23 protein-coding genes and 1 pseudogene are annotated in these 20654 nt (G+C 47.8%); 16 read left to right on the top strand and 8 right to left on the bottom strand.

Going from position 1 to position 20654, the window contains the following annotated elements; translation table 11 throughout:
- Window positions 1–1266, top strand: a pseudogene (gene eno / locus OS145_RS08960) (phosphopyruvate hydratase); the annotation flags it as partial.
- Complete coding sequence (locus OS145_RS08955) at window positions 1220–1894, top strand: hypothetical protein (protein WP_006956060.1); 675 nt, start codon at window positions 1220–1222, stop codon at window positions 1892–1894. The pseudogene eno and the gene OS145_RS08955, both read left to right, overlap by 47 nt.
- On the opposite strand, the gene OS145_RS08950 is transcribed toward OS145_RS08955, so the two are convergent.
- Window positions 1891–2700: a 4-helix bundle domain-containing protein gene (locus OS145_RS08950; protein ID WP_242603666.1), complete on the bottom strand. Its 810-nt coding sequence runs from the start codon at window positions 2698–2700 to the stop codon at window positions 1891–1893. The two genes, OS145_RS08955 and OS145_RS08950, sit on opposite strands and share 4 nt — an antisense overlap.
- Before the next feature lie 83 nt (window positions 2701–2783).
- On the opposite strand from OS145_RS08950, the gene OS145_RS08945 reads away from it, so the two are divergent.
- Together OS145_RS08945 and OS145_RS08940 are read left to right on the top strand one after the other, a co-directional pair.
- A complete protein-coding gene (locus OS145_RS08945; RefSeq protein WP_006956057.1) occupies window positions 2784–3440 on the top strand; it encodes a Fe2+-dependent dioxygenase in 657 nt (218 codons plus the stop codon).
- A gap of 67 nt (window positions 3441–3507) precedes the next feature.
- A complete protein-coding gene (locus OS145_RS08940) occupies window positions 3508–4839 on the top strand; it encodes a sensor domain-containing diguanylate cyclase (RefSeq protein WP_006956055.1) in 1332 nt (443 codons plus the stop codon).
- On the opposite strand, the gene OS145_RS08935 is transcribed toward OS145_RS08940, so the two are convergent.
- Together OS145_RS08935 and OS145_RS08930 are read right to left on the bottom strand one after the other, a co-directional pair.
- Window positions 4836–5498 carry an SdpI family protein gene (locus tag OS145_RS08935; protein WP_006956052.1) on the bottom strand — a complete coding sequence of 221 codons (663 nt, stop codon included), beginning with the start codon at window positions 5496–5498 and terminating at the stop codon, window positions 4836–4838. The two genes, OS145_RS08940 and OS145_RS08935, sit on opposite strands and share 4 nt — an antisense overlap.
- A complete protein-coding gene (locus OS145_RS08930) occupies window positions 5495–5770 on the bottom strand; it encodes an autorepressor SdpR family transcription factor (protein WP_006956050.1) in 276 nt (91 codons plus the stop codon). Before OS145_RS08930 ends, OS145_RS08935 begins: the two co-directional genes overlap by 4 nt.
- A 99-nt stretch (window positions 5771–5869) precedes the next feature.
- On the opposite strand from OS145_RS08930, the gene OS145_RS08925 reads away from it, so the two are divergent.
- The gene (locus OS145_RS08925; protein WP_006956048.1) at window positions 5870–6406 is read left to right on the top strand and encodes a GNAT family N-acetyltransferase; all 537 of its coding nucleotides are present in this window, start codon (window positions 5870–5872) and stop codon (window positions 6404–6406) included.
- Here the strand turns inward: OS145_RS08925 and OS145_RS08920 are convergent.
- Genes OS145_RS08920 through OS145_RS08910 form a run of 3 tightly spaced genes read right to left on the bottom strand, consistent with a single transcriptional unit; the run spans window position 6403 to window position 8479 of the window.
- Window positions 6403–7398, bottom strand: a complete 996-nt coding sequence (locus OS145_RS08920) for a branched-chain amino acid aminotransferase (RefSeq protein ID WP_006956046.1) — start codon at window positions 7396–7398, stop codon at window positions 6403–6405. The genes OS145_RS08925 and OS145_RS08920 overlap by 4 nt on opposite strands.
- Before the next feature lie 58 nt (window positions 7399–7456).
- Complete coding sequence (locus tag OS145_RS08915; RefSeq protein ID WP_006956044.1) at window positions 7457–7744, bottom strand: hypothetical protein; 288 nt, start codon at window positions 7742–7744, stop codon at window positions 7457–7459.
- A gap of 6 nt (window positions 7745–7750) precedes the next feature.
- Window positions 7751–8479 carry a sulfite exporter TauE/SafE family protein gene (locus OS145_RS08910; protein WP_006956043.1) on the bottom strand — a complete coding sequence of 243 codons (729 nt, stop codon included), beginning with the start codon at window positions 8477–8479 and terminating at the stop codon, window positions 7751–7753.
- Window positions 8480–8555: 76 nt separating this feature from the next.
- Here OS145_RS08910 and ftsB point away from each other — a divergent pair, with 76 nt between their 5' ends.
- From ftsB to rpoS, 9 genes are all read left to right on the top strand, one after another.
- The gene (gene ftsB / locus OS145_RS08905) at window positions 8556–8843 is read left to right on the top strand and encodes a cell division protein FtsB (protein WP_006956042.1); all 288 of its coding nucleotides are present in this window, start codon (window positions 8556–8558) and stop codon (window positions 8841–8843) included.
- A 1-nt stretch (window position 8844) separates the two neighbouring features.
- On the top strand, window positions 8845–9549 hold the full coding sequence (gene ispD, locus OS145_RS08900) for a 2-C-methyl-D-erythritol 4-phosphate cytidylyltransferase (RefSeq protein WP_006956041.1): 705 nt from the start codon (window positions 8845–8847) through the stop codon (window positions 9547–9549).
- On the top strand, window positions 9549–10034 hold the full coding sequence (ispF, locus tag OS145_RS08895; RefSeq protein WP_040488049.1) for a 2-C-methyl-D-erythritol 2,4-cyclodiphosphate synthase: 486 nt from the start codon (window positions 9549–9551) through the stop codon (window positions 10032–10034). Before ispD ends, ispF begins: the two co-directional genes overlap by 1 nt.
- Window positions 10031–11092, top strand: a complete 1062-nt coding sequence (truD, locus tag OS145_RS08890) for a tRNA pseudouridine(13) synthase TruD (protein WP_006956039.1) — start codon at window positions 10031–10033, stop codon at window positions 11090–11092. The genes ispF and truD overlap by 4 nt, the downstream gene beginning before the upstream one ends.
- A complete protein-coding gene (gene surE, locus OS145_RS08885) occupies window positions 11070–11831 on the top strand; it encodes a 5'/3'-nucleotidase SurE (protein ID WP_006956038.1) in 762 nt (253 codons plus the stop codon). The genes truD and surE overlap by 23 nt, the downstream gene beginning before the upstream one ends.
- Window positions 11821–12459, top strand: a complete 639-nt coding sequence (locus tag OS145_RS08880; RefSeq protein ID WP_006956037.1) for a protein-L-isoaspartate(D-aspartate) O-methyltransferase — start codon at window positions 11821–11823, stop codon at window positions 12457–12459. Before surE ends, OS145_RS08880 begins: the two co-directional genes overlap by 11 nt.
- Window positions 12456–13043 carry a YqaA family protein gene (locus OS145_RS08875; protein ID WP_006956036.1) on the top strand — a complete coding sequence of 196 codons (588 nt, stop codon included), beginning with the start codon at window positions 12456–12458 and terminating at the stop codon, window positions 13041–13043. The genes OS145_RS08880 and OS145_RS08875 overlap by 4 nt, the downstream gene beginning before the upstream one ends.
- Before the next feature lie 13 nt (window positions 13044–13056).
- Complete coding sequence (locus tag OS145_RS08870; RefSeq protein ID WP_006956035.1) at window positions 13057–13950, top strand: peptidoglycan DD-metalloendopeptidase family protein; 894 nt, start codon at window positions 13057–13059, stop codon at window positions 13948–13950.
- A 70-nt stretch (window positions 13951–14020) separates the two neighbouring features.
- Window positions 14021–15022: an RNA polymerase sigma factor RpoS gene (rpoS, locus tag OS145_RS08865; RefSeq protein WP_006956034.1), complete on the top strand. Its 1002-nt coding sequence runs from the start codon at window positions 14021–14023 to the stop codon at window positions 15020–15022.
- On the opposite strand, the gene mutS is transcribed toward rpoS, so the two are convergent.
- Window positions 15019–17580: a DNA mismatch repair protein MutS gene (gene mutS, locus OS145_RS08860; RefSeq protein ID WP_006956033.1), complete on the bottom strand. Its 2562-nt coding sequence runs from the start codon at window positions 17578–17580 to the stop codon at window positions 15019–15021. The genes rpoS and mutS overlap by 4 nt on opposite strands.
- A gap of 35 nt (window positions 17581–17615) precedes the next feature.
- On the opposite strand from mutS, the gene OS145_RS08855 reads away from it, so the two are divergent.
- Window positions 17616–18119: a CinA family protein gene (locus tag OS145_RS08855; protein ID WP_006956032.1), complete on the top strand. Its 504-nt coding sequence runs from the start codon at window positions 17616–17618 to the stop codon at window positions 18117–18119.
- Between the two features lie 63 nt (window positions 18120–18182).
- The gene (gene recA / locus OS145_RS08850) at window positions 18183–19265 is read left to right on the top strand and encodes a recombinase RecA (RefSeq protein ID WP_006956031.1); all 1083 of its coding nucleotides are present in this window, start codon (window positions 18183–18185) and stop codon (window positions 19263–19265) included.
- 67 nt (window positions 19266–19332) lie between these two features.
- Here recA and OS145_RS08845 read toward each other — a convergent pair whose 3' ends face one another.
- Entirely contained in the window at window positions 19333–20652 is a 1320-nt protein-coding gene (locus tag OS145_RS08845) for an anti-phage deoxyguanosine triphosphatase (protein WP_006956030.1), read from the bottom strand.
- Window positions 20653–20654 lie beyond the last annotated feature (2 nt).

Here is a 20654-nt window from a genome sequence, read left to right as displayed (position 1 = left end):
GCGTGAGATTATGGATTCGCGTGGTAACCGACGGTAGAAGCAGACGTTTATTTAGAGTCAGGCCACATGGGTCGCGCTGCCGCACCCAGCGGTGCTTCAACAGGTTCACGAGAGGCGCTTGAGTTGCGCGACGGTGATAAAAACCGTTACTTAGGTAAGGGTGTTGAGCAAGCGGTTGCCAATATTAATGGCGCGATTGCTGAAGCTTTGCGTGGCGCTGAAGCGGTTAACCAAAACGCGATTGACGAAATTATGTTGCGCTTAGATGGCACCGATAATAAAGAAAAGCTTGGTGCTAACGCTATTTTGGCCGTTTCTTTGGCCGTCGCCAAAGCAGCAGCGGCCTATAAAAACATGCCGTTGTACCAGCATATTGCTGAACTCAACAATACGCCTGAGACATACAGCATGCCACTACCGATGATGAACATCCTTAACGGTGGTGAACACGCGGACAATAACGTCGATATTCAAGAGTTCATGATTCAGCCGGTTGGCGCGTCAAGCTTTAAAGAAGGCTTGCGTATGGGAGCTGAAATCTTCCATGCGCTGAAAAAAGTGCTTCAGCAGCGTGGTTTGAGCACTGCAGTGGGCGACGAAGGTGGTTTCGCGCCGAACTTAGGCTCTAACGAAGAAGCTCTACAAGTGATCGTCGAAGCCGTTGAAAAAGCAGGCTACCGCATGGGTGATGACGTAACGCTTGCATTGGACTGTGCTGCATCTGAGTTCTACAAAGACGGTCAGTACAATCTAAGCGGAGAAGGCAAGTCCTTTGATGCCGAAGGATTCGCCAGCTATCTTGCTGAGTTATGTGATCGTTATCCGATTATTTCCATTGAAGACGGTTTAGACGAGTCCGACTGGGATGGTTGGAAAGTGTTGACTGAAAAGCTAGGTGACCGTGTACAGTTGGTGGGTGATGACCTGTTCGTGACTAACACGCGTATCTTGCAAGAAGGTATCGACAAGGGTATCGCAAATTCAATTTTGATTAAATTTAATCAGATTGGTAGTCTGACAGAAACTTTGGCAGCGATCGAGATGGCGCGTAAAGCAGGTTACACTGCGGTTATCAGTCACCGTTCGGGTGAGACTGAAGACGCAACCATTGCAGATTTAGCAGTTGGCACAGCCGCCGGTCAAATTAAAACCGGCTCGCTTTGCCGTTCGGATCGTGTAGCCAAATACAATCAATTGCTACGCATTGAAGGTGAGTTGGATGGCAAAGCGCCATACCGCGGTCGACAAGAAGTCAAAGCTGGATAATTCGCAGGCCGACATTTTTCAGCCGATAGCAGAGCACAGCGATATCGCTGAGCTCTGCTCAGCTTTGTATGAAAGAACATTAATACAACTCTCACAAGAAGAGCTAGATGCCGGCTTATTGCGCCGACGTTTAGCGAGCCTTCCATTTTACGTGCGCCATGCCGCACACGGTTCATTGCAAGCGGCACAGCACAGTCCGTTACAACTCGATGCACAGAACGCCAGTTGGCAAGCGCCTCAGGCATCAACCTGCCCAGCAGGAACAGGCACAGCGCAAAAGCAACACGCGTGGTTTAAACAGCATGCGGCACTCGGGCTCGTGGTTCCCGTGCGTTACGAAACGAGTGAGTTTAAGACGATAGTGCTTGATAGTATTGACCGCGTCGATAGTAAGCACCATCGTGTGCATTTAAACTATCAGGGGTGGTTTAGCTTTAGCGGTGAGGGTGAGTCATCTGATTTAACCTTGCTGAAGCCGACCAAACGTATTATGACCGCAGCCTGTTGCGGTCATCAATGGAATCATCGGGGGCGCGTTAACCCCCGAACGCTCACCTTACGCGAACTATTGCTGGTAGCCACTCTAGACTGGCGTCAGTTTAAAGTGGCACTCAAAATCGCGCGTTAAATGCCATTAGCTTCCATTTCGATGCGTGACGCCGCACCGTAAATCAGGCTTGCATCACCTTCGAGCTCACCCTCAGGTGTGGTGGTTGGCCAAAGCTCGTCAAGTCCCTGAATAACCTTACGCGTTTCTGAGATAGCCTCTTCTGCACCTGCTCGTTGTGCTTCAGACAACGCGTCGAGACGGCTCAACGCGATTTGTTGAAATCCATACGCGTCTTGAAACTCATGCACATTAACCACTTGGTTTTGTTTGATACCAATGGCGTACTCATCGGCTGAGGTGAGTAACATGCTGGCGATACTTTTTAGTACTTCCGCTGCGGTCATTGATGCCAAAGGTTCGTTAGCCGCAATAGCGTCTTTCAATGCGGCGTAGTTTTCCATTACGACGGCCTTATCGGCATCATTATTGACGCTATCGGCTAAATCGCTCAATGGTTTTGCGAAGCCCGGTAGGTCGCGCGCTTCGAAGGCACTCACTAAGCCCGCGTAGAGCTCATCACCGGGGTGTTTCATATGGGTCTTCGCCATTTCTAGATGACCTTGCTCATAAAGCTTCATGCCGACCCATAAATGACCACGTATTAAACCAAGTTGCGCTAAAAACGCTGAATCATTGGTGGTTAAATCCACGCTTACAGCGCCTTCACCTTCGCCTTCCATCATTGGACCCGGCGCAGTGAGTAATGTAGCGGGGGCTAGGCTGGTATGAGGGCTGGTTGTCGCAACGGCACCTTGACTGATGACCACCGAGGCACCAATCGCCGAACTGACCGCAATCCAACTCTTGCGTTTTTCTCTCATCATGGAATCCTTGTTTTTGCTCAATGTTATTTCAGTTATAATCTCAAAAATGATAACTATTCGCAAATAAAAGGTATGTTCTCAATATGATTATCCACTTACAGCAAGTCATCGATAAACCCACCATTGATGTTATTAACGAGAAACTTGCTCAGCATACCTTCACTGATGGCAAATTATCCGCGGGGGCAGGGGCTAAATCTGTTAAAAACAATCAGCAATTGAGTGTTGACCAAAAAGCGCAAGGACTGGTTGATTTTACGCTTCAGCGCATGCTGAGAAACCCCTGGGTGGAGGCTGCTTTACGTCCGAAAACAATTGCACGAAGCATGATCAATCGCTATCAAAATGAGCAAAGTTACGGTGTTCATGTGGATGACGCACTCATGAATCAAGCGCGCACCGATATCTCTTTTACACTCTCGTTATCTGCGCTTGACGAGTATCAAGGTGGTGCATTAACGATAGACGAACATAGTGGTGAGCGAAGCTGGCGCTTAGATGCGGGGGATGTGCTGATCTATCCAAGTCACTTTTTGCATCAGGTAGAGCCTGTGACAGCAGGTCAACGCACTGCGTTAGTTGGTTGGTGTCAGAGTTGGGTGAGAGATGCTCAGCAACGCGCCTTACTGTTTGATATGCAGCAAGCCGTCATGCAGGAGTTTGAGGCCAAGGGACGCAGTGAACAATACCTTCTGCTCTCTAAAAGCTATCAAAACCTGTTGCGAATGTGGATGGATTAATTATGAATTCACGATACAATGCGCTTTATTAGGTAGCCTAACTGATTGTGATTAAGGATATTTGCTGTTGCTAGATAGGTTTAAAGGATTACAACTTAATTTTCTTCATGGTTTGTTAGTCGTTGTATTTTTGGTCGGCATCGCCTGTGTTGAGTGGGTCATTAATTTAACCTCATCGCAGTATCAGCAGCTTAAAAGTAACCGAGCAACGACTGAATTAGTTGGTATTCGCTCTCAAATGGAGCAATTGTTTGGTGAAGCGTCTCGTGCAGCCTTTGCATTTTCTTCCTATTTCTCTGTGCAGCCTGTCACTGAACCGGTTAACACGCGCTTACTCGCGGTGTCTATTCTTAAAGAAAGTCCTGTGGTCAAACGAGTATCCGTTTGGCGTAACCAAGACTTATTGTTTGCCTATCCAATAACGCCGGCTATGACGTTATGGACAAGCCAAGCACCCAAGCAATACGATCTCACATCCCCAGTTGCACAGTTATTTGAAAACTATCAAGTTTCCTCCCCACGTTTATTAGAAAATGGTGCACTGGCGTTAGATGTGACATTACCAATCTATACCCGACACTTCACTTTCTCAGGATTTTACTGGGGTTCGGTACGGTTATTGGTCGATATATCAGAAATCATGCGACGCGTTCGTGAAGGGAGCGCTGCGGACTACGAGCTTGCGTTAAGTCGCGCTTCGGTCGAAAAGCTGGGTGAGGAGGTTTTTCTCGGCAATCCTGATATTTTAAACACGGCGGATGCGACGACTGAACTTGATGTGTTTAATGAAACTTGGCAGATCCATGCGCGCGCAAAACACACGAATACAAAAGTCAGTGGCATGGGTTGGCTGCGCTTCTTCGGTTACGCCGGGGTCATTGTACTTGCCGCCGTCATCGCACTACTAAGCCGCAGTTATCGTGCGTTGCATCAACAAGCACAAACGGATGTTTTGACAGGATTACTCAATCGAAGAGCGCTAACGCAACGTTTTAAGTCGTTAGCATCGCGCAATGATAAGCCATTAGAAGTCATTTATATTGATTTGAATAAGTTTAAACCTATTAATGATCGGTACGGGCATGCGGTCGGCGATAAGTTTCTCATGCATGTTGCGTCAATATTGAACACCTACGTGAATGCCAAGGAAGCCGGGCGTATCGGTGGTGATGAATTTGTCGTGTTACGTCCTCTAAAAACGAGTGAGCTTGGTAACAGCGATAGTGTTAAAGACATCGTTGAACACTTGCGTGAGCACCCTTTTGTGTTTGAGAAGGGCGAGTTAACCATTCACGCCAGTGTTGGCCGTGCGGAGTTCCCGGCTGAGGGACGCTCGCTTGAAGAACTCCTGCACGTAGCTGATGAACGCATGTATGAAGATAAAAATAAAAATGCTTAGTCTTCGTTATCACCCGAGTGTAGTCGTCGGTATATAACGAACGAGTAAACTGTGGGCACAAGTGCAAGCACAACAATGAGCGCGATGAGCATAGTCGGTGGCATAGGCCACCAGGCTTTCGACACTAGTATCGCGCCAATAATGACAAAACAGTAACTTCCCAAACGGTGGGTTTTATACCAGACTTCATCGCTGGCTAAGGTCCAAGGCGTGCGAATACCAATAAAGAAGTTCTTCCGCAGCTTACCTAAGTAATTACCCAAACAGATAAATAAGACGCCGACACCGGCAACGATGATTGTTGGTAACTCAAGTTCAGCTCCGAGCGCAACACTCAGCTGGACTACTTGAATCAGCAAAATAAAGCCTAGCATCAAGTTGGTAATTAAGCCGACAGTCGTGCGGAAACTATTTATTTTGTAGCCTTTGGGAGAGAGCACATGCAGGCATTCCATGAGCGCCCAAAGTCCGACCATAATCAGTGTCATCAGCCAGGCGCCAAGAGGTTTTGACTGATAGGCATCGATTTCACCTTCAAAGTTCCAGTGACTGGGGATTTCTTGCGGTAGCTGGTTGTAGAGCGCGCCCACAAAAACGGCACTTAATACAATCAGCAACCAGCTAATCCAACGATGCTTCCAAGGGAGCGTAAAGGTCATGAGTCCTCCTTGTGAGAAAATAGACCAAATAAGATCGCCATTACCTCTTCGGCGACTGAACTATTAAGCGAATATATGAGCTGCTGTCCGCGGCGCTCGCGGCGCACTAACTCGGCACTCAGCAATAACGCTAGATGATGTGAGAGAGAAGCTTTAGTAATTGAAAACTCCTCACTCAGCTCACCCGCACTTTTGGAGCCAGAGCGCAATACACGAAGAATATCTCTGCGAGTGCCGTCGGCAAGCGCTTTGAATACCAGTTGTTGTTTCATTATGAAGATATTACCGTTAGTTAGATATTTAGATAATAGTCTAAATATCTAAAGTTGCAAGTTTGAGTTATGCTAATAGCCCATGATTAAGGACGTGCTATGAAACTGATTTCGACTTGGCAAACAGAAAGGCTTGTGATTAGACCGCTTAAAGGGACGGATGCGGAGTTTATATTAACATTACTCAATGAACCTGAATTCATTAAACAAATTGCTGATAAGCAGGTTAGAACCATTGATAATGCTATCAACTATATCGAAACAGGGCCGCAAATGCAGTACCGGCACTATGATTTAGGCCTGATGTTGATGGTGCGTAAGCAGGATGGTAAATCGATAGGATTAATGGGGTTGTTAAAGCGTGACTTTCTCGATCACCCAGACATCGGATATGCGTTATCAAACGTGTATACAGGACAGGGCTACGCCATTGAAGCAGCACGCTCGCTGATGGAGCGCGTAGCTCAGTGTACACGCCTCACGCGTCTGAGTGCCATTTGCAACCCAAGCAACGCCGCTTCGCTAACATTGTTAGATAAACTCGGCTTTATTGAACAAGGCATCATTGAGCTGCCCGACGATGGGCAACCCGTGGTGCTCTTGGAAACCTTTGTTGTACGCGATGGAGGAGGTTAAACGGCAGTTAACCAGCCAAATGAATCTGCTCGCTCACCCCATTGAATCTCATTTAACGCGCGACGCAATAATTGCGTTTTGGGGCCTTCTTCGCCGCTGCCGATGGTGATAGTTTGCTCATTGTGAATCAGCGAACCAACGGGGGTCAGCACTGCCGCTGTGCCAGACAGCGCCGCTTCGGTAGCCGGCTTTTGTGCACGGTCGAGGAGTTCATCAACTGACAAGGCACGCTCACTCACCTTCATGCCCATGTCTTTAGCGAGTGTCAGAATTGAGTCACGGGTAATACCGTGTAAGAAACTGCTATCCAAATCTTTGGTAATAATCTCATCACCGTCGATGAGTAAGAAGTTGGCAGCGCCTGTTTCCTGCACATCCCCATTTGGGCAAAACAGTACTTGGTCAGCATCGTATTGGGCGCGTGCTTGCATAATTGGATTTAATGCACTGGCGTAGTTACCACCACTTTTAATCATACCCATATGTGGTGCGCAACGCATGCCGTCAGTTTCAATCAACAGTTTTAGCGGACGCGTGCCGCCGGCAAAATAGTCGCCCACCGGCGATAACAACACATACAGCAACGACTGAGTTGCTGGGCTGGCTGCTTTACCAATCGCGGGCTCGGTGCCGATATGCGTTGGACGTATATACATGGAGCCTGGCGGGTTAGGTACTTCGTTTTTAAAATGTTTTACGATATCAACGATCATATGCTCAAGGAGCGTCGTATCGATCTCGGGTAAAGCCAGCAATTTACTGCTCTGACGCATGCGTTTGATATTTTGATCAAGCCTGAAAATATGAACCGAACCATCAGCATGCTTGAATGCTTTTAATCCCTCAAAGCAGGTACTAGCGTAATGCAAAGCATGTGCACCAGGATGCAAAGACAAGCTATTCGCGGTACTTATTTGAGGGGAATGCCATTGCCCATCTTGGTATTCTGCAATACTCATTTCAGGCATGAAAACGGTGCCAAAAGCGGCCATATCAGACTCCTTTACATTAAAATCCCGGCTAGTTTAACACGAAAGCTACGTAATTTAGCTAAGAAGGGTTTCTTTTCAAGTACCAAATGGCGATGGGAATTTCCATCAGTGCGTAAGTAATCAGGGTATACCAAAACCAATTTAATGAGCCTCCAAATAATAAAAATGGATAGCCCAGCCCCATGTATTTCCAGCCTACAATTACAAGCGCGAAGGCAATAGCACTGGCGCTTGCGAGTGCCAACTTGCCCATCGATTTACCCGCAACTCTTGGAAAAACGTGCAGATAACACACCAATAGAATCGCAAGATTCAACAACACAACTAAAAGTTCAGCGGGTAACATTTCGACTTAAGTACTCCATATCGCCTGAAATAAAACGGATACGCCGGATAATAACATTAATCCTAACGTCAGTCGTTTAAACTGCTGCTCAACGACAAATCGTTGAAGATAATGCCCAAATAGGGCGCCTAACATTGCGCAAGGTACCATTGCCAGAAGGAGCGTGAGGTGGGAGCGCTGGTAGACACCTTGCGTACTAAAGGTCAGCACGTTAGCAATAGCAATGACTAAAAAGAACAATGCCAAAGTGGCCCGAAAGGTTGTTTTATCAACCTTTGCATTAGCAAGAAATAAGATGATGGGTGGGCCACCTAGCGTCATGAGTCCGTTTAGTATTCCCGATGTAGCGCCGACTCCGACATGACCGGGGCGATGATTAAAAGTCGGTAAATTGCGGCCACTCACCAACACAGCTACGACTGTTAAGATGAGCAACCCCAACAGCCATTGGATTGCTCGTTCGTTGACCTCGACCAAGAGCAGGCTGCCAACAATGGAAAACGCAAATCCCGCCCCGAGTAACCAAAGCCACTGACGGGGATGCGCGGCGTGTCGGTTCTTGTAATAGATAATTGCGCTTAAAAATACGTTCACGATCGACAACGTGGGTGTAATGGTCGTCATGGGCAAAAACAGCACTAACAAAGGCACACTCACAAGGCCAGAGCCAAAGCCGCTGATCCCCTGTAAGGTGGTGGCAAAGAAAATAATCACTGCAGCATAGATATATTCCAAAAAAACACCTCAATGGCTTTGCATACTCAGTTTTAGACTTCATAATGGCACTAATACAGGTTTTCCAGAGCACTTTATGCGAATTGTCATTATTTTGCTGGTTGGCGTATTAGCAGCGCTACAATACCGTCTTTGGTTTGGTAAGAACAGCTTGCCAGACTATTGGCGCTTGCAACAAGAAGTGCAACATCAACGCAAAGCGAATGACAACTTGGCGCGGCGTAACGAAGTGCTTTATGCGGATATTAAAGACTTACGTGAGGGCGAAGACGCGCTGGAAGAGCGCGCGCGCAACGAACTCGGTATGATAAAAAAAGAAGAAGTGTTTTTCCGTCTTGTGCACCCGAGGAGGCTTGAGCAGTAATATGTCATCTTCGTCGGGGATTAAGCTCGCGGCCGTCGTTCCCGCAGCAGGTACCGGGAGCCGGATGCAAAGCGAGCAACCTAAGCAATTTATTGAGATCCAATCTCAACCAATACTCTCTCACACGCTCGCTGCGATTCAGCGTGCCCCTCAAGTGCAACGCGTTTTCGTTGCTGTTAACCCAACGGCTATCAACCTATATCCGCGCTGGCCTGAGGCGGTTGAAACGGTTTCCGGCGGCGAGTCGCGCGCTGAATCTGTGCTGATGGGGCTAAAAGAGGCAGCACGACAAGGTTTTAGTCATGCGTTAGTACATGATGCAGCACGACCTTGTTTGCCATTAAGCGTCTTACTGGACGTAATTGAACAAGGCACATTACAAGATCAAGGCGCTATCGTGGCGTTGCCGGTACGCGATACCTTAAAGCGAGCGCAAGCCGATAGTTTGACGATAAGCAGCACGGTTTCCCGTGAGCGATTGTGGCAAGCGCAAACGCCTCAGGTGTTTGCGATTAAGCCTTTGATAGCGGCTATTAACAAGATGGGCGTCGCTCATCCAGGCCTAACCGATGAAGCGTCAGCGATGGAGTTCGCTGGCTATCAACCGCGATTGGTCATGGGCTCATATAAAAATATCAAAGTGACCTTCCCGGAAGATATCGAGTTGGTCAGTTACTATTTAAACGAAGAGATTAATCACTCATGATGAATATTCGTGTTGGTCATGGCTATGACGTGCACCGCTGGGGCGCAGAGAATAAGCCCTTAATGCTAGGTGGTGTTGAAGTGCCGCACGCTGATGGTCTTTTGGCTCACTCAGACGGTGATGTTGTGCTGCACGCTATTAGTGATGCAGTGTTAGGCGCATTGGGTTTAGGTGATATTGGTCGTCACTTTCCCGACACCGATGATCAATTTGCGGGCGCAGACAGCGGTGAGCTACTGACTCATATCATGCAATTGGCTGCCTCGCGCAAATTTGCTGTCGGCAACATCGACGTTACTATCGTGGCTCAGCAGCCTAAAATGGCACCTCACATTGACGCGATGAGACAACGTATCGCGGATTTACTGGATGTGGTGAGTGATGCGGTGAACGTGAAAGCGACAACGACGGAAAAGCTAGGTTTTGTTGGCCGGAATGAAGGTATAGCGTGCCATGCAGTGGTATTAATGGCGGGTCAGTCATGAGTCAGTTAGACGCGGCAATTAACCCAGCTAGGCTCAATTCAAAGCGCACGCAAGCACAATTTAAACTTCACCCCGAAGACTTTGTCGTGACCGAACGACTTGATGTCGCGGACGACGGAGAGGGTGAACATCAGTGGTTGTGGATTCGTAAGCGCGGTGCCAATACACAGTTTGTTGCGCGCCAGCTTGCCCGATTTGCCGATACCTCACCTAAAAACGTCAGTTATGCGGGTTTAAAAGACCGTAATGCAGTTACTGAGCAATGGTTTTCTGTGCAATTACCCGGGCAAGAGACTTTAGATTGGCAACAGCTCAACAATGAAGAATTCCAAGTCCTGAAGGTGATTCGTCGACAAAAGAAACTTAAGCTCGGCTTACATGAAGCGAATCAGTTTAAGATCCGCTTGCGTGATGTTGCCGATAAGGGACTGTTTGAGCAAAACTGGAATTCGCTTGTGACCGACGGCACGCTTAACTATTTTGGCCCGCAACGATTCGGTCATGACCAGAATAACTTAACTCGTGGATTCGAATGGCTGCGAGCGGGTGGCAGCAACAAACGTGTGAAAAAGCCAGAGCAAAGCCGGTTGTTGTCGTCTGTACGCTCATTCCTATTCAACCAAATAGCGTCTTCACGCTATCAGCAGTACGGTTTTGAAACGCTTGCAGGTGACTGTGTGATGCTATCCGGGTCACAATCAGTTTTTCATGTTGAGCAGTGGGATGATGAGCTGAAACAGCGTCTTACCACTGGCGATATTCAGTTGACGGCTGGTCAACCCGGCTGGGTTTCTAAGCCGCTCATTTCTGGGGAAGCTGAGCAGTTTGAAACCGACTGTGTAAGTCCGTGGGCTGACATTATTGACTGTTTAGCGTCAAAAAAGGTTAAAGCCAGCCGCCGTGCTATGCGTCTTAAACCGACTGACCCTGAGTTATGTTGGGATGGTAGCGATGCGGTTATTTATTTTGAATTACCTAAAGGCAGTTTTGCAACTGCGTGTATTAGTGAACTAATTGATTTGTCGGTGACTGAAAATGATGAAGATTCTGTTGAGTAATGATGACGGCGTTCATGCGCCCGGTATTCACGCGCTGTATCAAGCCTTAAAATCTATTGCTGAGGTCCGCGTGATAGCACCAGATAGAAATTGTAGTGGTGCGAGTAATTCACTGACCCTGCATAATCCACTGCGTCTGCAACAGCTCGATAATGGCTTTTACTCGCTCAATGGCACGCCGACTGATTGTGTTCATATTGGCACTAACTCGCCGTTTGCCGAAGAGGTTGATTTAGTGGTTTCAGGCATTAATGACGGACCTAACATGGGCGACGATGTGTTTTATTCAGGTACAGTGGCTGCTGCAATGGAAGGGCGGTTTAAAGGTCTGCCTGCCATTGCCGTGTCGATGGGGGGACGCGGACATGACTACTATGATACGGCGGCGCAAGTCGTTGCCGAGTTGGTTGAAAGTATGGAATCGAAGCCTCTTCAGTTAGATACCGTGCTCAATGTTAATGTTCCTTACGGGCCTTATAATGATATTAAAGGCACACGAGTAACTCGGTTAGGCCGTCGACACCGCGCTGAAACTATGGTGCGTGATCGCGATCCCTTTGGTCGTGAGATCTTCTGGTATGGGCCCATCGGTCATCATTTAGATGATGCGCCAGACACTGATTTTGCAGCCATTCATGAGGGCTATGTATCGATTACACCATTAAGTCTGGATATGACCGCAAAACGTCATCAAGACACATTAGATCAATGGTTAGCGGAACGGGAAGATGCTCAATAGAAATCACTCAGGGATGGCGAAGCGATTAGTACAAACATTGTTGCAAGCAGGCATTACTAATCAACGTGTGCTGGATGTCATTCAGGCGACACCGCGAGAGCGATTTATGCCGGAGTCGCTTGCCCATAAAGCGTATGAAAACACCGCGTTGCCCATCGGGAATGGACAAACGATATCGCAACCATTGATGGTGGCAACAATGACACAGTTGCTGATTCAACATCATTGCCAACACGTGTTAGAGATCGGCACGGGTTCAGGCTATCAAACTGCGATACTGGCGCAATTAGTCGATCAGGTTTTTAGCGTAGAGCGTATCGGCCAGCTGCAGTATCAGGCTAAGCGCCGGTTACGTAGTCTCGATATCCACAATGTCTCGATGCGCCACGGTGACGGATGGGAAGGTTGGACAAGTAAGGCACCATTTGATGGCATCATCGTCACCGCCGCAGCGAGTGAATTGCCGAGTGCATTGCTCGAGCAACTCGCTGATGGAGGGGTGTTGATCATTCCTGTGGGTGAAACTAAGCAAACTCTAACGGTTGTAAGGCGTTTTGGCGACGAATTCGAACAGCAGCGTATTGGTGATGTGCGGTTTGTGCCTTTAGTTAAAGGAGCAACTCAGTGAAGCTATTTACCAAGATGTACGACGCTGTGCTGCGCTGGTCTCAGCATACTCATGCGCAATGGATCCTGGCGGCGTTGAGTTTTTCCGAAGCTATTTTTTTTCCGATCCCCCCGGATGTGATGTTAGCGCCTATGGCAATGACACAGCCTAAGCGGGCATTCAGATTTGCGGGAATAACAACACTGACTTCAGTGTTGGGTGGCTGTGTTGGGTTTGTGCTTGGTATGTGGGCCTATGACGCTGCGGTTTTACCGTTTGTCGAATTGATGGGCTATGAGGATAAATTAGCAACCATCGTTAATTGGTTCGAACATTATGGTATTTGGGTTGTTTTTCTCGCTGGCTTCTCACCTATCCCCTACAAGCTATTTACGGTGAGCGCCGGTATGCTGAGTATGGCTTTTTTACCGTTTTTACTCGCCTCAGCAGTGAGTCGGGGATTACGGTTTTACCTAGTTGCTTGGCTGCTACGCTGGGGAGGCCCTGAAATGGCGATCAAATTGAGGACGTATGTTGATCGCATCGGTTGGGCTACCGTTATTATCGCTATTCTTGTAATCTTGATTGTTAAACTCATGTCTTAAGGATCGGCTATTCATGACCCTGTATAAGGTGTTGACTTTGAGTCTAGTTGGCGCACAGTTAATTGTCGCTGGCTGTTCGTCACGTTCTGCACCCGCGCCCGTGGAGACACTCTATACGGGTAAAACGTATCAGGATTATGAAGCCGATAGCCTCGCGCAAGCTAAGCAGTACCAGGTTCAGAGCGGGGAAACGCTGTATTCAATTGCTTTTCGCGCCAGCATGGATGTTAACCAGCTGGCGCGTATTAATGACATCGCCGAACCTTACACCATATTTCCGGGACAAATGCTGCGTTTAGATGTGCCCAGCCCCAAAACTACGAGTTCTAAGAAACCGTCATCAGAGAATCAAAAAGATATAACGCAAACCGTTGCCAAGCCTGATACGAAAGAGTATGTTCAAAATACATACAGTAAAAAAACGATTGAAAAACAAAATCCTAAAACAAATGTTAAGGAGCGTGTAGTTGCTAAACCGAGGCGAGAAGAACGTCAGTCGGTTGTCTCACGCCCAGACACGATGTCAGTTAAGAACAAAGACATCCAATGGCGTTGGCCCGTTACGCAAAAAATTATACGTGATTTTTCGCTAGCCGAGCGAGGTAACAAAGGGTTGGATTTTGCAGGCCAAAAAGGTGATGCAGTTCATGCCGCCGCTGCGGGAAAAGTCGTGTACGTAGGAAGTGGCCTGAGAGGCTATGGTAATTTAATCATTCTGAAACATAACGATGATTTTATTACTGCCTACGCACACAACGAAAAAATTTTAGTTACTGAGCAACAGTGGGTCGATGTCGGACAGCCAATTGCAGAAATGGGCGATTCAGGAACCACGCGTGTTATGTTGCACTTTGAAGTGCGTTATCGCGGCAAATCAGTCAACCCGAGACACTACCTACCCAACTAGGTAAGTAGGCTGCTCGGCCTTGACTGATACACGTTGAGGTCTGTATGCAGAGTAGTGCAAGGGGAACGTCATGAGTAGTAAGCGTAAAAGCGAAATTGAAGATGACATGAAAGAAGTCGATGTGTTGGAGGAAGGGGAAGTCGATCCTTCAACATTATCTGATGATGTGCGTGATAATTCAGAAGAGGAACAGGCGCTCGAAGAAGCGTTGGTTAGCTCGGGTCAATATCAGCGTAAAATGGACGCTACGCAAATATATCTCAGCGAGATAGGTTTTTCCCCTCTATTAACTGCAGAAGAAGAAATTTTTTATTCTCGAAGAGCCCTTAAAGGCGATATTGCTGCACGTAAGCGTATGATCGAAAGTAATTTACGCTTGGTGGTTAAAATTGCTCGACGCTACTGTAATCGAGGTTTAGCGTTATTAGATCTCGTCGAGGAGGGCAATTTGGGGCTTATTCGAGCAGTCGAGAAATTTGATCCTGAGCGGGGATTTCGCTTTTCAACCTATGCGACGTGGTGGATCCGGCAAACGATCGAACGCGCGATTATGAATCAAACACGGACCATTCGTTTACCCATACATGTGGTTAAAGAACTGAATGTGTATTTGCGCGCGGCGCGCGAGCTCGCTCACAAGCTCGACCATGAGCCGACCGCTGAAGATATCGCAGCCAGTTTAAATAAGCCGGTCGAAGACATCACTAAAATGTTGAGACTCAATGAACGTGTGACATCGGTTGATACACCCATCGGTGGCGACAATGATAAAGCACTGCTTGATATTCTGACTGATGAGGCTGATGACGGGCCTGAAGGCGTTCTACAAGACGGTGATTTAAAAGAGCGCATCACTGAATGGTTGGATGCACTCAATCCAAAACAAAAGGAAGTGTTAGCGCGTCGCTTCGGCCTATTGGGTTATGAACCGTCGACGCTTGAAGATGTCGGTCATGAAATAGGCTTAACCCGCGAACGTGTGCGACAGATCCAGGTTGAGGCGTTACGCAAACTACGCGACTTCTTGCGTCAACAGGGGCTCACGCTTGAAGCGCTATTTACTGGGCATTAATGCTTTTTTCGTTGTTCATTGAGCCACATCAGCGCTTGCATTGGTGTCATCTGATCTAAGTCAAGCGCTTCTAACGCCTCACGTAGGGGGTCTATAGTCGGCTCCGGTGTCGTCGTCTCGGATAGAGGTATTTCCATCTGTGGGCTATTAGGCTGCTGCTCTAATTCCGTGAGTTTTCGCTTAGCCCGCTCGATTACATTATTGGGTACGCCGGCTAACTTAGCCACCTGCAAGCCGAAACTACGGTTGGCCGAACCTTCCGCTACGGTGTGTAAAAACACGATGTGATCGTTATGCTCTTGCGCTTCGACGTGCACGTTACAGCTGTTCTCCAAACGTTCAGCAAGCTCAGTCAACTCAAAATAATGTGTGGCAAATAATGTAAGGCAGTCGAGTTTTGACGCCAATTGTTCAGCCACCGACCAAGCCAACGACAGCCCATCGTAGGTGGACGTACCGCGGCCTATTTCATCCATCAACACCAAGCTTTCCGATGTCGCGTTATGCAAAATATTGGCGGTCTCTGTCATCTCTACCATAAAAGTGGAGCGACCCGATGCGATGTCGTCTGATGCACCAATACGAGTAAATATTCGATCCACAAATCCAATTTCAGCTTCTCGTGCGGGAACAAAACATCCCATGTGCGCAAGGATGACAATGAGCGCTGCTTGACGCATATACGTCGACTTGCCCCCCATGTTTGGGCCCGTGATCATCAGCAAGCGCCGCTTATCAGTCATTGCTAAGTCATTGGGGATGAATGGCTCATCACTTAATCGTTCGATGACGGGATGGCGCGCTTGTGAGAGTTTTAATAAACCACTTTGCTCTACGAGTGCAGGTCGACAGTAGTTTTGCTCGACTGCCAGTGTTGCAAATGCACATAGCGTGTCTAGCTCGGCAATCGCCGATGCGCTTTGCTGTAATCCGTCAACAAACGGTAGACAGTGGTCGTATAGACCATCATATAGCGCTTTTTCACGCGCTAATGACTTGGCTTGGGCGGTAAGTACTTTATCTTCATGCGCCTTTAATTCAGGGATGATATAACGTTCGGCATTTTTTAAAGTTTGTCGACGCTGATATTCGACGGGAACTTGATCTCCGTCGGCTTTTGAAGTTTCTATGAAGTAACCATGCACTTTGTTATAGCCCACTTTCAGTGAACTTATGCCTGTTCTCTCGCGTTCGCGTTGCTCTAGTGCATTCAGATAATCAGTTGCCCCGGTAGCAAGATCACGTAATTCATCAAGCTCCGTATCATAGCCAGACGCAATGACACCACCATCTCGAATCAGCACGGGAGGCTGTTCGATAATAGCGCGATTGAGTACGTCAAGTAACTCATCAAATGACGCAATACGTTGAGTTAAGTAGCTCAGTGCGGGAGCACCACAGTCAGCCTTGAGTTCTGGCAATCTCGCTAAGCTATCACGCAGTCTCGCAAAATCCCTTGGACGTGCGCTGCGTAAGCCAATTCGTGCGACGATTCGTTCTATATCAGTGATTGCTTTAAGGTGTTCACGCAGCTCGAGATATCGGTCGTCTGTCATTAATGCCTCGACTGCGTCATAACGCTGATTGAGTATCTCATGGTCACGCAAAGGACGCTGGAGCCAGCGTTGAAAATTACGGCTGCCCATTGCACAGACGGTTTCATCTAAAACCGCCGTAAGGTGAGTCGATTCGCCGTGAGCACTTTGATTCAGTTCTAAGTTTCGACGTGTTGCAGCGTCGAGAATAACGGCATCATCAGTGGGTTCACGTGTAATTGAGCGAATGTGTGGTAAGGCTGCACGTTGGGTGTCTTGCACATAATGCATGACAGCGCCGGCACTACCGAGTATCGGTTCCTGTTGATTAAACCCAAAGCCGGCTAAATGGCGGGTCGCAAACTGCTGTGTTAAAAGTTTAAATGCAGTATCGGCGTCAAATTCCCAAGGCGAACGCTTTCTGCAGCGACAATGTGCCAAAGGTAGCTGCGCTAAGCTCATTCCCTCGGGGTAGAGTAATTCTGCGGGCTGTAGTCTTTGTAACTCGGCGGCTAACTGCTCCCGAGATTGTGGCTCACTAAGCCAAAAACGACCGCTGCTCAGCTCTAGCGTCGCGAGTGAAAAGCTCGATTTAAGCTCGCAAATAGCTGACAATAGATTCTGTTGTTTATCATTAAGTAGCGATTCATCAGTAATGGTTCCTGGCGTGAGGATACGCACGACTTTTCGTTCGACAGGACCTTTACTGGTTGCAGGGTCTCCCACTTGTTCGCAAATCGCGACTGATTCACCGCGGGTGACTAAACGCGCCAAGTAGTTTTCAACCGCATGGTAAGGCACACCTGCCATAGGGATAGGTTCGCCATTGCTTGCCCCTCGTTTAGTCAACGAAATGTCGAGCAATTGCGCCGCACGTTTAGCGTCATCATAAAATAATTCGTAAAAGTCACCCATCCGATAGAACAGCAACATATCGGGGTGTTCTGCTTTGATTCTTAGATACTGTTGCATCATCGGCGTGTGCGCCTGAATGCTCTGTTCAGAGGTCGGTGAGACTGGCATACTATGATTATCTTTATTCAACGAGGACTGCGTCTATGGTAACAAGCAGCGGAAACTGGGCGCAACTGATTAAACACGCAAATGCGTTAGCAGAGCAACTAAAGCAACGGCGTCAAACTGTAGCCACGGCAGAGTCGTGTACCGGCGGTGGAATAGGCTATCTTCTGACAGAGATTGCAGGCAGTTCTGGCTGGTTCAATGGCGGTCTCATCACCTACACTAATGCACTAAAACAAAAGTTGCTGGGTGTATCGAGTGAGGTACTTGAACAGCAAGGCGCGGTGTCTAAAGCCTGTGTTGAGCAAATGGCGCGCGGAGCCATGAAGCAGTGCCAAAGCGACTGGGCAATTGCTGTGAGTGGCATTGCAGGTCCCGGTGGGGGGAGTGTCGAAAAGCCAGTGGGTTTGGTGTGGATGGCGATTTGTGACGAGAAGCGCTGTGATACTTATGAACAGGTATTTGAGGGTGATCGCAGCGAAGTCAGATTAGCGACCATCGACTATGTGTTAAGTCGATTACTGGAAAATTTAAACAAATAAACTTGATACTGTGAATTTATACAGTATACTCACAGGTGTTAACGAAACAAATTGGAGCATAGCATGAGCAACGATCGTTCAAAAGCACTGGACGCCGCCTTAAGCCAAATCGAACGTCAGTTTGGCAAAGGCTCTATTATGCGTTTGGGTGACAACCAAACGATGGATATCGCATCGGTATCAACCGGTTCGCTAGGTCTAGATGTCGCCTTAGGTATCGGTGGTTTGCCGTTTGGACGAGTAGTTGAAATCTACGGTCCAGAATCAAGTGGTAAAACAACACTAACTTTACAAGTCATCGCTGAAGCGCAAAAAGCAGGTAAAACGTGTGCGTTCGTCGATGCAGAGCATGCATTAGATCCGATTTACGCAGAAGCACTAGGCGTGCGTGTTGATGACTTGCTAGTCTCGCAGCCCGATACGGGTGAACAAGCGCTAGAAATTTGCGATATGCTCGTCCGTTCAGGTGCCGTCGATGTGGTGATTGTCGACTCAGTTGCTGCGCTGACACCGAAAGCAGAGATCGAGGGCGAAATGGGCGACAGCCACGTTGGCTTGCAAGCTCGTTTGATGTCACAAGCACTGCGTAAGCTGACCTCTAATATCAAAAAGTCGAACAGCTTATGTATCTTCATCAACCAAATACGTATGAAGATTGGTGTTATGTTTGGTAACCCTGAAACCACAACCGGTGGTAACGCATTGAAGTTCTATTCGTCTGTGCGTTTAGATATCCGTCGTACCGGGGCGTTGAAGGAAGGCGACGAAGTGGTCGGTAACGAAACGCGCGTTAAAGTCGTTAAAAACAAAGTGGCTCCACCGTTTAAAGAAGCCAATTTCCAGATCATGTATGGTCGTGGTATCTCGAAAGAGGGTGAATTGGTTGATTTAGGCGTTAAGCATAAGCTTGTTGATAAGGCGGGTGCTTGGTATAGCTACAACGGCGACAAAATTGGTCAAGGTAAAGCGAATGCAATGAAGTTCTTGCAAGAGAATTCTTCAATTGCTGAAGAGATCGAAAGTAAACTGCGTGAGCTTCTTTTGGTTAAACCTGCAAAGAAAGATAAGAATGAGGCCGCTGCTGACGATGGCAAAGACAAGGGTAAGTCGAAAGCGAATACCGATGATGACTTGTCGTTGAGCTAACCTTTAGCAATCGATAAAAAAAGCGCCTCAGGGCGCTTTTTTTATCAAATCATCTGGCTCGAGGGGCTTATATTCGGGGTGGTTGAACAGAAAATAGCTCTTGGTGCAGTCTTGCAGCATAAGCATCGGTCATGCCAGAAAGATAGTCGGAAATGACGCGTGCAGAGTTCCAACCTTGCTGCTTCGCCGCTTTGTAGCGTGTCGCAGTATTTTCAGGCAATAATCGGTCTGGCTCTACTGATAACGCATCGAACAGCTCCATGACAATTTGTTGCCCCTTAAACTCCTGCACTTGCATTTCTGGTTTACGAATCACAAAGGTAAAAATGAAATGCTTCAAGGCGTTTAACAGCTGTTGTTCTGTCTTGGCCAATTGCGCCTTGTAAGATAGTAAATCGGATTCAAACTGTTCACTCTGACAGACGAGTTGAGTAGAGGTTAGTATACGATTGACTAAACTACCAATTGCCGCTTTGCGCTGATAATGATGACTCGAAAATAAGTTATCGGTGAGTTCTACGGCGTCAAAATCGACGAGAGCAGAGGCTAGTTCTTGAAGTTTAGGAAACATTTGCTCGAGCCAAAGTTCACGATTGATTAAGCCAACTACGATTGCATCCTCAAGGTCATGCACACCATAAGCGATATCATCTGCGATCTCCATGATGGAGGCGTCGACACTTTTAAATGCGCTGCGACCATGACGATCCGTGGTGGGCATTTCGCTAAACTGACCCAAGTGTTCACGGTCGGATGCAGAAAGTGGCTCAAGTAACCAATCGAGTGCAGCACTATCATCATCGTATAGGGCTTTAGCCGGTAACCACTGGCGGGTGGGTAAGTGGCGAAAATGAGTGACATCATCGGGCAAAATTGCTCTTCGTGCCGCCGACATCAACACAGGGTATTTAAGCAAGCCCAGCAAGGTACGTCGACACAGGTTCATGCCGGCATCGGGTGTGTAGGCTTCAATTTGCGTCACAATACGAAAGGTTTGGCCATTACCTTCAAACCCACCGTGACGTCGCATCATATAATTGAGTGCTATCTCACCACCATGACCAAACGGTGGATGGCCAATATCGTGAGCGAGACAAAGTGATTCGATTAATGACTTCGAAAGACCCAGTGAGCGACTTATATCGGGTTGTTGCTGATGAAGATGCGCGACTAGGCTTGAACCGATTTGACTGGCTTCTAATGAGTGAGTGAGTCGTGTACGAGGGAAGTCATGCATACCAATATACATAACCTGTGTTTTTGCCTGCAACCGACGAAATGCCGCCGAATGCAATATACGTGCTTTATCACGCTGAAATGGTGAGCGGGTATCGCCTTGTCGAGAAGGCGCTTCTGCTTGACGCGCTAACCACGTTGATGAATGCATAC

It is taken from the genome of Idiomarina baltica OS145 (genome assembly GCF_000152885.1).
In the GTDB taxonomy this organism is placed as follows: domain Bacteria; phylum Pseudomonadota; class Gammaproteobacteria; order Enterobacterales; family Alteromonadaceae; genus Idiomarina; species Idiomarina baltica.
Note: the sequence above shows the minus strand (reverse complement) of the source record. Positions and strands in the feature narration are given on the sequence as shown.